A 12,441-nucleotide genomic window follows, 5' to 3' on the forward strand; every position below is an offset into this window, starting at 1 on the left:
CATCCTGGACTCTGGTATCCGCTCCCTCGACCTTTGGATAGATAGTGGAAAGATAGAATCCGCTTTAAGAAATCTTTTATCGAATGCTTTCAAATATACTTCCAGCAACGGAAAAATAAGCGTTTCATTATCCGAAAAGGAACTCGACGGAATAAAGTACTGTCTTCTTTCTGTTGCAGACAATGGCCCTGGAATTGCCGAAGAGTTGCAGGAACATATCTTCGATTCTTTTATTACGGGGAAGAATGAACCCTCATTTTCTACCCGGATGGGTATCGGTTTACGTATCGTAAAAAACACGATGGATATGCATCACGGGAATGTTTTATTGGAGAGTTCTCCGGATAAAGGGACAGAATTTACTCTTTATATCCCATGTGGAAAAGAGCATTTCAGGGATGATCACTATGAATTGATTGAAAAAACACAGGAGCCGGATGGAAAGGATACTTATTTTGATGTGGAGAAGCAGAGTGAACCTTCCCAACCGAATTCGGGTAAAAAGCTTCTGATAGTAGAGGATAACGATGAAATAAGGGGTTATATCAATACCTTATTCAGCAAGGAATATCAGGTTTTGGAAGCGCATAACGGAAAGGAAGGAGTGGAGACGGCCATAACAGAAATCCCCGATCTGATCGTTTCGGATATAATGATGCCGGTAATGGATGGATTTGCTTATGTACGGGAGATTAGGCAACATTTGCAGACAGCCCATATCCCTGTCATCATGCTTACGGCAAAGGCTGAAGAGGAGGATCTGTTGAAGAGTACCCGGATGGGGGCGGACGATTATGTGATGAAACCGTTCAACCCGGAAGTGCTCAAAGCAAAAGTCGAGAATCTGATCCGTATGCGGGAGCAGTTGAAACGTATTTATACAAAGACATTGATGCTGAAACATACGGCAGAAGAGCCGGAGGAGGAAGGGAAAGATCCATTCATGCAACAGGTTATCAACATCATCGAAGCCAATCTGACGAATCCCGATTTCAGCGCGAAAGCTCTTGCCGGATTCTTGAATATAAGCCAGCCGACTTTATACCGGAAGATCAAACAGCAAAGTAACCTGTCCATCATAGAAGTGATCCGCAGCATCCGTATCAGTAAAGCGGCTTCATTGATCATGCAGCGGAAGTATTCTGTCCAGGAAGTTGCAGAAATGGTAGGCTATAACGACATAACAACGTTCCGTAAGCATTTTATGAACCAGTTCGGGGTATCGCCGTCACGATATAATGCCTTATAGTCTCCATTACCCTTGGGGTATAGTCGATTACCTGCCGGATATTGTCATTTCCCCGGCGAGTAGTGCTACTTACTACTGCATTCCCTTTTCATACCACAGCTGTGGTATGAAAGAAACTCAACTGTGAAACAAACGGAATCCATCTGTGGTATGAACGGAATGCGGCTGTGATATGCAATGTTTGTTCAAAATCTATTTAGGGAATAATGCCTTGATCTTGTCATAAGATATACATGTAACTTCTTTAATTAACAAATTAAAAATTGTGAGGTATGAAAAGACTTATTTATTGTTTGGCGACTTTATTCCTGCTACTGTCATCCGGATGTGGAAAATCAAAAGCAAAGGAAATTATTGTTTGTGGCGAAGATCAGGCTCTGATTATTAATGTTGATGAATCGGAAGACCATCATATAGATATTCTGTGGAGTTGGAAAGCTTCAGAAGATCTGGATTCTCAGGTTCCTGTTGAGTATAAAGAGTATATGAAATCATTAGATGAATGTAAACCTGTGGATAATGGTTCAAAAATTTTGTTGACATCTTCCAGTGGAGGAGTTTTGTTGTTGGATAGGGAAAGTAAAAAAACGTTGTTTTATGCACGTGTACCGATGGCACATTCTGCTGATTTATTGCCTAATGGACGAATTGTTGTCGCTTTATCTACCAGCGTGGAGGGGAATAGTCTGGAACTATATGATATTCAAAAACCTGAACAGGTGCTTTTTAAAGATAGCCTTTATTCCGGACATGGAGCGGTATGGCAAGAAAGCAATGAAACTTTGTATGCATTAGGTTTTGATGAACTGCGTGCTTATTCACTGAAGGATTGGGAAACATCTTCACCATCTCTTCATTTGGAAAAAGTTTGGAAAACACCCATAGGGAGAGGGCATGATTTGATTGCTGTTACTGACAACGAACTTATTTTCACAGGGCATAATGGCGTTTACTGGTTTGATATAGCCAAAGAGTCTTTTACTACATTTGAACCGCTGGCAGACAGGGAGAATATCAAGTCGGTTAATTATAATAAAGAAACAGGATATATGGTATATACACAAGCTGAAATTAATTTTTGGACACATCATATTTATATGGAAAATCCTAAGAAAGTTTTGACAATTGAAGATATAGATCTCTATAAGGTCAGAACATTTAAATAAACATATTCATATTTGTAAGTGACAGACCGTTTATCAACCTTGAAAGAGTGGGTGATAGGCGGTCTCTTCTGTGTCGGTATAGAGATATTTTGCAATTTAACTTTGTGATTATCAAATAAAAATTACTTTTGCTGAATATTGCTATCAACCCGGAGAGAGATCGTGTACAATGAGTACTATTAGCTTCAGTGAAATATATACGAATTATTACAAGCGTTCCTTCTTGTTTGTAAAGTCATACATCAGAGATGATATGATGGTAGAAGACATTGTATCCGAAGCTCTTATTAAATTATGGGAAACCTCAAAACAAGAAACCATACAGCACCCCCAATCATTACTTCTGACTATTTTGAGAAATAACACTCTGAATTACCTGAAGCACCAGGAAGTAAGAAAAAAGGCTATCGAAACAATGTCGTCCAAGATGGTGAGAGATTTGGATTATCGTATCACAACCTTGGAAGCTTGCGACCCGCAGGAAATCTTTTCTTCCGAAATAACACGTATTATTCAGGATACATTACAATCCTTACCTGACCAAACCCGTCGTGTTTTTGAGATGAGCCGTTATGAATCACTATCTGTAAAAGAAATAGCCGAAGAATTATCTATCTCTCCTAAAAGTATTGAATATCATATAACAAAGTCATTAAAAGCTTTACGAATTGCTTTAAAAGATTACTTGCCGATATTTTATTTCTTGTTTGGGGCCTAAAAATCGTAGAAAAAAGATTTTTTGCTTTTAGGGGTTCTTATTGCTGTGTTGTCTATATTAACAAGAAGCTGATAAAAATATGCAAATGGATAAAAAACTATTACAACGGTATATTGAAGGTAGTGTCACGACAGAAGAAATAGAATCTGTTGTCGACTGGCTGGATCAGGATGAAAAGCATGTCAAGGAATTTATGTCTTTACATAAGCTGTATGATATTTCCATCATGAATCAATCGAAACAACAACAAATCCAAAGGAAGATGAATACATCTGTATCCCTGAAACGGATTGCGATCGAGTTGTTGAAGATTGCGGCTATTGTACTCATATTGATAGGGGGAAGGTCGTTATTGGATAAGAAGGAAACCGAAGAGGATATTCCTTTGTATCAGACATTGTTTGTTCCTTCAGGACAGCGTGCGGAATTGACTCTTCCGGATAGTACGAAAGTGTGGTTGAATGCACAATCCAGATTGGTTTATCCCGTCACTTTCCAGAAAAGCAGCCGCCAGGTCGAACTCGATGGCGAAGCTTACTTTGAAGTTAAGCGTAATGAGAAGTCTCCTTTCATAGTAAAGACAGAGAAAATGAATATAAAGGTTTTGGGGACGGAATTTAATGTTTCTGCCTATTCGGAAGTCCCGGAATTTGAAATCTCCTTGTTGAAAGGGGTTGTTGAACTGGCCTCTGTAAACTCTTCCAACACTTACAAGATGAAGCCGGGAGAACAGATACGATTGGTCTCCGGGAAATACATATCCACAGGAATAAAGGATATGGATTATTTTAAATGGAAAGAAGGATTACTCTGTTTTACCAATTCACCGATAGAGGAGATCATCCATAAATTGTGCCTCTATTATGATGTAAAAATCGAGGTGGCGGCATTGCCTTTCCTGAAAGAATCCTATTCTGGTAAATTCCGGGTAAAAGACGGCGTGGAACATGTGCTGAAAGTATTACAGCTGGAGCACAAATTCTCTTATAAGATAGATAATGAATTAAACCTGATAACAATAAAATAGAAAGCCTATGATTAGAAGATAAGAAAGAACCTAAAAAAACCGGATTATGTTGCAACCATAATCCGGCCAAATGTCGGCCTACGACGTAATTAGCGAATTTAAATCAAGTACCAACATTTTAGATCAGTACAAATTTATGAAAAAAAAATGTACAAGGACATGTTATGTCCTGTTATTAAGCGAATTTAAACACCTTTATAGAGTTATGAAGTTAACCTTTGCTTTTATACTACTGTGTGTATCAACGGTTTTTGCTTTTAATGCAAACTCGCAGAATGCGCGTATCCATATTGATGCAGAGAACGTACAGGTACGGGATGTTATTAAACAAATAGAGGAACAGACTGATTATCTTTTTGTTTATAACTATAAAAAAGTGGATTTGAGTCAACAAATCTCCCTGAAACTATCGGATACGCCTGTGTCTGAAGTTTTACGCAGGATATTTGAAAACTCGGATATCATTTATGCAATGGAGGGCCACAATATCATGCTGATGAAGCGGGAATCCTTACCGCAACAACAGAAAAAACGTATCCGCGGATACGTTGAAGACCAGCATGGAGAACCGGTAATCGGAGCTAATATTGTGGAAAAAGGAACCGGCAACGGTACGGTAACCGATGTAAACGGCACTTTCTCTTTAGAGGTAGCTATCAATGCAACCTTACAGATATCTTATATCGGATATAACGAACAAGAGGTTAAAGTAACCGGAAAAGATCAGATATCGGTTACGCTCAGAGAAGATATGCAGGCATTGGACGAAGTCGTTGTAGTAGGTTACGGAACTCAACGGAAAGGGAATATGACCGGAGCTATCTCGAATATCAAATCTGGAGAACTAACCGTTTCCCCGATTGCCAGTACTTCAAATGCATTGGCTGGACGTCTTCCCGGCTTGGTTGCAGTACAGTCCAGCGGACAGCCGGGTGCTGATGCTGCTGCCCTGAAAATACGTGGTTTCGGAGATGCATTAATTATTGTGGACGGCGTTGAATCCGACTTTAATAATATTGATGCCAACCAGATAGAATCTATTTCCATCCTGAAAGATGGTTCGGCTTCTATTTATGGAGCAAGAGCCGGTAACGGTGTTATTTTGGTAACAACCAAACGGGGTATAGACTCGAAACCTATGTTCTCATTAAACGTTTCCGGGACTTTCCAGGGAGTGACTAAAATTCTGAAACCGTTATCGAGTGGGCAATATGTGGAAATAAAGCGTGAATCCCATTTTAATGGCGGAGGTACTGAAGAGAATGCCCCTTATACCAAAGAGGCTATGCAAGAATATTATAAAGGAACGAATCCGCTTTATCCGAATACGGATTGGTATGATGTGCTGATGCGGAACTGGTCACCACAGCAGCAATACAATCTTTCCGTCAGAGGGGGATCCGATAAGATCAAATATTACGGATTTATCGGTTTCATGGATCAGCAAACAATGATAAAGAAGCATGGAGGTAATTACCGTCGGTATAATCTGCAATCGAATATAGATGCAAAAATCAATAACAGTTTATCATTCCAGTTGGATGTAGTCGGTATTTTTGAAGACCAGAATACACCAGCACGTGATATGGGAGTGGGTGGATATATGTGGGAAGATTACTGGTCTACTTTGCCTATCTATCATTCCAGTTTTCCGGATCCTACTAAGATACCATTTGCCCATGGCGGCGGAATGGGTGGACTACATATCACATCAAACAGCGAACTGTCCGGGTATTATCAAGGCCGTAATCAGAAGTTCCAGGCTACAGGGTCATTGAACTATAAGGTTTTGCAGGTAGAAGGTTTATCTGCTAAATTCTTCGCGAACTATGTATTGGATTACAAATTCGGTAAAAACTTTACCAAGCCGGTCGACTTGTACACATGGGATCCGGAGAGTGATACCTACACACTGGCCGGAGCATTCGGCGATGTTTCCCGATTAACCCATACTGTCTCAAAAAGCCATACTTTGACTCTCCAGGGAATGGTCAACTACGATCGCATATTCAATGAAAAGCACCACCTGACAGCTGCCGGTATTTTCGAATGTATCGATTATCGTACCGATAATATATCGGCCGGAAGAACAAATTTCCTTTCAACGGAGATCGATTACCTGTTTGGAGGAAGCACGATCGGTATGTATAATGACGGGGATGCCTACGAAATGGGGCGTATGAGTTTCGTCGGCAGGTTCAACTATGCCTATGACAGGAAATATCTGATCGAAACAATTATCCGTGCGGATGCTTCGGCCAAGTTTGCTAAAAGTCACAGGTGGGGTTATTTCCCCAGTGTTTCTTTAGGATGGGTGATGTCTGAAGAACGCTTCATGAAGAATATGGATGTATTGGATAATTTGAAGTTAAGAGCCAGTTATGGGCGTTCGGGTAATGATGCCGTCGGTAGTTTCCAGTATCTGACCGGTTATAACTTCAATAAATTATATATGTACGGGAGCAATATTATTAAAGGACTTGCTTCTACTGGGCTTGCCAATCCTTTCCTCACTTGGGAAACGATGGATATCTACAATGTCGGAGTCGATTTTTCTCTCTTTAACCGGAAGCTCTATGGTGTTGCAGAAGCTTTTTACCGGGATCGGAAAGATATCCCTGCCAAGCGGCAATCCTCTCTACCTTCTTCTTTTGGTGCTGTCCTACCGGAAGAAAACCTCAACAGTATCAATAACAGAGGATTCGAATTACTGTTTGGTACTTCGGGAAATGTGAAAGACTTTGTATATGATATTAGTGGCAACATATCCTGGTCGAGAGCTAAATACGGTCATTATGAAGAGCCAGAGTATACCGACCCGGATCAAATCCGTATAGAAAAGCGTTCCGGCCAGTGGGTTGATCGTGTGTTCGGATATAAATCGGACGGTTTATTTACAAGCCAGGCAGAAATCGATGCACTTGGTTTCGACCAGGATGGCAGTGGTAATAAAAATCTGAGACCTGGAGATGTCCGTCTGGTAGATACCAATGGAGATAAGGTATTAGACTGGCGCGACCAGGTCGAAATAGGGAAAGGCAGTATTCCTAACTGGATGTTCGGTGCAAACTTCAACCTGAAATATAAGGGATTCGATTTGTCTCTCTTATTCCAGGGGGCATTCGACTATTATTCGAATTTATCCCTTGAAGTGACTCGGGAAACATTCAATGAAAGGTGGACGGAAGAGAACAACGACCCTCACGCCCTTATCCCGCGTGTTGGAAGTATAGCTCCGACAGCCAATTACGCTTCCGATTATTTCTACAAAAGAGCCCGTTATATACGTTTGAAAACAGCATCTTTTGGATATAATCTGCCTAAAAGACTCATCACAGCCATGAATATAGAAAAGGCCAGGGTCTATTTATCCGGGACTAATGTCTTCACTCTTAGCAACCTGAGTAAATACGGTATAGATCCTGAAGCACCGAATATCGGGCATTATTATCCGCAGCAAAGAACGATAAGCCTGGGATTAAATGTAACATTCTAGTACTAATAACGTAAAATAATACGAAAATGAAAAGAACGATTCTATTTGCAATTATATCGGCTTGTATTCTTTCATCCTGCGATATTCTGGATAAAAAGCCGTTAGGATATATTTCAGATTCGGATGTGTGGTCCGACCCGAGTCTAATGGACAGTTATCTGGCCGAGCTATATGCCCAAACACCTGTGTTCACCAATGATGCAACAAGTACCGAATGGGATAAATACAGTGCCATCCAGGTCGGAATGTTTTATGTAAATGAACTTTCCGATGAGTGTACTTATAACTGGGGACTTCAAAACAGGGGTGACATCATCCGGTATAAAGGAGGAAACTGGACTATACGAGGTGGATTACTGGAATACTGGGAGCTGCCTTACAAGACAATCAGGAACATAAATATTTTCTTGGACAATATAAAGATGGCGAATGCCTCCGACGAATATATTAAAACCCGTGCTGCTGAAGCCCGCTTTTTAAGAGTTTTCAATTATTTTGCTATGGTAAAAAGATATGGAGGCGTCCCTCTGATTACCAAAGTGCAAGAGTTGAATGATCCGAAAGAAGAGTTGTATCCCAAGCGGAATTCAGAACAGAAAATCTATGATTTTATCTTGTCGGAAGTAGATGAAATCGTAAAAGATTTACCGGAACAAATCGAGTCGGCTGAGTTAGGCAGGATCAGTAAATATGCAGCATACGCCCTTCAATCGAGAGCTGCGCTATATGCAGGTAGTATTGCCCGCTATGGAAAGGTGCAGTTGGACGGCTTGTTGGGAATACCGGAGAATATGGCTGACAGCTATTACCAAAAGTCGTATGAGGCATCTAAAGCGATTATAAACTCAGGTATGTATACCTTGTATGACAAAGAGGCGGATAAGACGGAGAATTTTAAAAATATCTTTTTAGTGAAGGACAATCCGGAAGTAATCTTGGCGCGGAAATACAATGGTGTCTCCGATGGTGGCATTGCCTGGAAATATGATTTTGCCCAATCACCTAAACCACAGGCATGGAATGCAGGGAATAAAAATGCTCCTTACCTGGAAATGCTCGAGTCGTTTGAAAAGATAGACGGAACTCCGGGAACCATCGACAGGCAAGAGTTAACATCCGGTCTTTATTCCATAGACGAACTTTGGGGAAACCGGGATCCAAGATTTCATGCTACCTTCTATACCGAAGGAACACCTTGGAAAGGAGGTACGATAACTTTTTATAACGGACTTATAAAAGAAAATGGAGAGATTCAATCCGAAGGTTCATATAACGGAGTATTGGCACAAGGTGACCAAAGTGTAGACGGTCGTTTCGGTACAGGTTTCGGAGTTATGAAATATCTGGATCCGGATGCCAACAATATGGAAGGTATAGAAAATTCGAAAACCGACTATTTAGTGTTCCGCTATGGAGAGATCTTTTTGAATCTGGCTGAAGCTGCTTTTGAATTAGGAAAGCCGGGAGAAGCACTCGACGCGGTCAATACGATTAGAAACAGATCCGGGATGCCTTCCAAAACGAACATCGATAGGGAAGCTATTCGCGCGGAAAGAAAAGTAGAATTGGCATTTGAAGGCCACCGTTACTGGGATTTGAGAAGATGGAGACAAGCAGAAACGGTTCTGACGGGAGGAAGATCCGGTATTCGTTATTATCTGGATTATGCTACAAGAAAGTATAAAGTGGGAATAATAGAAAATGTGGAGATCTCTTTTGGCGATGGAGGAACACTTCCTTTGTTCAGGCCGCATTATTACTATTTTCCTATTACGACGACACGGACAGGGGCTAATCCGGATCTTATTGAAAACCCTGGATATAATTAATGTTGTAGTAAACACGAATATCCGGAAATAAGAAGGGAATGTAATCTGAATGACACTATGGTAATCGGATTACATTCCCTTTATTTTTATTATGCAACTTGTGCTGTTATTTCTTCACCGGCGGATAATCCAGCGTATAATGCAACCCGCGGCTTTCCTTTCTTTCTATCGCCTGGCGCATGATCAGATACCCTACATTAATCATATTACGCAGTTCGCAAATATCCTTTGAAGCGACCGAGCGTTTGAACAAACTTTCCGTTTCCTCGTAAATGATATCCAGGCGATCCCATGCACGTTTCAGACGCAGGTCGGAACGGACGATGCCGACGTATGTACTCATGATCTGCCCCACCTCTTTTACACTCTGGGTGATCAATACCATTTCTTCCAGCGAAGTGGTACCCTCATCGTTCCATTCAGGGATACTTTCCTGGTAACTTAATGAGTCGATGATATTAAGACTATGTTTGGCCGCAGCGTCGGCATAAACAACCGCTTCGATCAGCGAGTTGGAAGCCAGGCGGTTGCCGCCATGAAGACCGGTGCAGGAACATTCGCCTACGGCATACAGGCGGTCGATAGAAGAACGGGCATCCAGGTCTACCTTGATACCGCCACACAGATAATGCGCCGCAGGAGCAACCGGAATATAATCCTTGGTAATATCGATACCCAGACTCAGGCACTTTTCATAAATATTGGGGAAATGCTTCTTCGTCTCTTCCGGATCTTTATGTGTAACATCCAGATAAACATGATCGTCACCACGTGTGTCCATTTCATTCTTGATGGCCCGTGCCACGATATCTCGCGGAGCCAGCGAAAGACGTTTATCGTACTTTTGCATGAACTCCTTTCCATCCAACGTACGCAAAACGCCACCATAACCACGCATCGCTTCCGTGATCAGGAAAGAAGGACGATCGCCGGGATGATACAATGCCGTCGGGTGGAATTGAACGAACTCCATGTCTTTTACAGTCCCTTTGGCACGGTAAACCATCGCGATACCATCGCCGGTAGCCACCAACGGATTGGTGGTAGTCTGGTAAACAGCTCCGACACCACCAGTCGCTATCAGGGTCACTTTCGAAAGGAATGTATCGATCCGTCCGTTCGGATCCATGATGTAAGCGCCATAACATTCTATATCCGGCGTCTGGCGGGTGACGGTGACACCCAGATGGTGCTGCGTCAGTATTTCAATTGCAAAATGATTTTCAAAGACAGTGATGTTAGGATGCTTTTGGATCGCCTGTATCAGGCTGTCCTGTATCTCGGCACCCGTATTATCCTTATGGTGAAGGATGCGGAATTCGGAATGGCCGCCTTCACGATGCAGGTCGAAGTTCCCTTTTTCATCTTTATCGAAATCGACACCCCAGCTGATCAGCTCTTTGATTTGTTGAGGAGCGTTGCGCACAACCTTTTCAACAGCATCGCGATCGCTGAGCCAGTCGCCCGCAATCATTGTATCTTCAATATGTTTATCGAAGTTATCGACGATCAGGTTTGTCACCGAGGCGATACCCCCTTGTGCGAAATATGTGTTAGCTTCTTCCAGATTAGTTTTGCATACCAGGGCAACTTTCCCTTTACTGGCTACTTTAAGTGCGAAACTCATTCCTGCAATACCGGAACCTATCACTAAGAAATCGAATCTTTGTACCATAAGACATTACTGTTTAGACCGCCAAAGTTAGGAATTAACTTTTATGGTTGTACCTTTAGATGCCCCCTTTCCTTATAAATAAGGCTGAAATAGATATTCTTTTGCTATTTTTAAAGGAATAGCCCTGAACATTCGGGGGCTTCCCCTGTTCTAACATGGCATTGGATATCCGGCTTATTATTAATACTTAAACGTTTTGAAATATGAAATCTAAAGTTTTACTGTTAGCTTTAGCCTCTATGTTGGCAGGCGGGGCTATGGCACAGGATTGTACATTCTTTTTCCCTACGACAAAAGGTACTAAACTGGTGAAAAAGAGTTATGATGGCAAAGGTAACTTGTCAGGTGTGATGACTTATGTAGTGGATGAGGTGGAAAACAAACAAGGCGGACTGGAAGTCGAAGCCGATTACGTGTTCGTCAATAATAGCGGAACGGTTATCGATAAAGGCGAGCTGGAAGCTTTTTGCCAGGATGGCGAATTCTTTATGGATATGAAAGAGGTTCTGTCCAACCCGTCCTTTGTTACAACGACGAATACCGCAGTGGCTGCAACTGATGCCGTGATCAATTACCCGAGCGTAGCGCAGGGAGCTTCTTCGGATGATGTCTATTTCGACGATGCGGTAATCAACATCTATTCAAAGAAGAATCGTAAAGACAGAAAGAATATTTCTATTTACGACCGCGAATATGTGAAAACGGAAGAGATTACCACTCCGGCAGGAACATTCGATTGTACGAAGGTAAAATTTAAAATCAAATCACGTTCCCCGAAAGAAACAATCGAAGGTTACGGATACGAATGGTATGCTCCTAACATTGGAGTTGTCCGTACAGAACAATATGACAATAATAATGTATTGCAATCTTATTCCGTACTCGAAGAAGTAAAATAAGAGGAGTTCCCGTATTCGGCCCCTGAGTGCCCCGCAGTTTCTTCCGTAGGAAACTCCGGTTTCCCTAGGAGGAAATTACAGTTTCCCAGGGAGGAAACGCTAGTTCCCTATGCGGGAAACTTCAGTTTCCTAAAGTAGAAACTACGAGGAAACTGTAATCGACTGACAATTATTGTTATATCCCTTTTATGGGAATAAGGGGATTCAAGTAAAATATATTCCTTTTTGGAATTGTTTGACCGGTTTAAGTGGATACGCTGTTGCTGTGAAGCGGCGGCGTATTTTCTTTTATAATCGTTTGTCTTTTTACCAGAGATCAACAAGAACTACGGTTAAAATGTACCTTATTTGAAGCAAAAATCATTCAAAATATGGCTGCATA

The 12,441-nt window shown here is 41.6% G+C and carries 8 protein-coding genes; 7 read left to right on the forward strand and 1 reads right to left on the reverse strand.

Features of this window, described 5'->3' with window-relative positions:
* From HMPREF1536_RS09285 to HMPREF1536_RS09310, 6 genes are all read left to right on the forward strand, one after another.
* Positions 1 to 1,249 (forward strand): hybrid sensor histidine kinase/response regulator transcription factor (locus HMPREF1536_RS09285; RefSeq protein ID WP_044193555.1); only part of this gene is annotated, 1,249 nt, incomplete at its 5' end.
* A 272-nt stretch (positions 1,250 to 1,521) separates the two neighbouring features.
* On the forward strand, positions 1,522 to 2,415 hold the full coding sequence (locus HMPREF1536_RS09290) for a DUF6528 family protein (protein ID WP_028730105.1): 894 nt from the start codon (positions 1,522 to 1,524) through the stop codon (positions 2,413 to 2,415).
* A gap of 169 nt (positions 2,416 to 2,584) precedes the next feature.
* Positions 2,585 to 3,133, forward strand: a complete 549-nt coding sequence (locus HMPREF1536_RS09295; RefSeq protein ID WP_028730106.1) for an RNA polymerase sigma-70 factor — start codon at positions 2,585 to 2,587, stop codon at positions 3,131 to 3,133.
* Between the two features lie 85 nt (positions 3,134 to 3,218).
* Entirely contained in the window at positions 3,219 to 4,160 is a 942-nt protein-coding gene (locus tag HMPREF1536_RS09300; protein ID WP_028730107.1) for a FecR family protein, read from the forward strand.
* Between the two features lie 205 nt (positions 4,161 to 4,365).
* On the forward strand, positions 4,366 to 7,656 hold the full coding sequence (locus HMPREF1536_RS09305; RefSeq protein ID WP_044193647.1) for a TonB-dependent receptor: 3,291 nt from the start codon (positions 4,366 to 4,368) through the stop codon (positions 7,654 to 7,656).
* Between the two features lie 26 nt (positions 7,657 to 7,682).
* Positions 7,683 to 9,485, forward strand: coding sequence for a RagB/SusD family nutrient uptake outer membrane protein (locus tag HMPREF1536_RS09310; protein ID WP_028730109.1), 1,803 nt, complete (start codon positions 7,683 to 7,685; stop codon positions 9,483 to 9,485).
* 106 nt (positions 9,486 to 9,591) lie between these two features.
* Here HMPREF1536_RS09310 and nadB read toward each other — a convergent pair whose 3' ends face one another.
* The gene (gene nadB / locus HMPREF1536_RS09315) at positions 9,592 to 11,160 is read right to left on the reverse strand and encodes an L-aspartate oxidase (RefSeq protein WP_028730110.1); all 1,569 of its coding nucleotides are present in this window, start codon (positions 11,158 to 11,160) and stop codon (positions 9,592 to 9,594) included.
* 203 nt (positions 11,161 to 11,363) lie between these two features.
* On the opposite strand from nadB, the gene HMPREF1536_RS09320 reads away from it, so the two are divergent.
* Positions 11,364 to 12,059, forward strand: coding sequence for a TapB family protein (locus HMPREF1536_RS09320; protein WP_028730111.1), 696 nt, complete (start codon positions 11,364 to 11,366; stop codon positions 12,057 to 12,059).
* Positions 12,060 to 12,441: the final 382 nt, after the last annotated feature.

This window comes from Parabacteroides gordonii MS-1 = DSM 23371 (assembly GCF_000969825.1).
Lineage (GTDB): Bacteria > Bacteroidota > Bacteroidia > Bacteroidales > Tannerellaceae > Parabacteroides > Parabacteroides gordonii.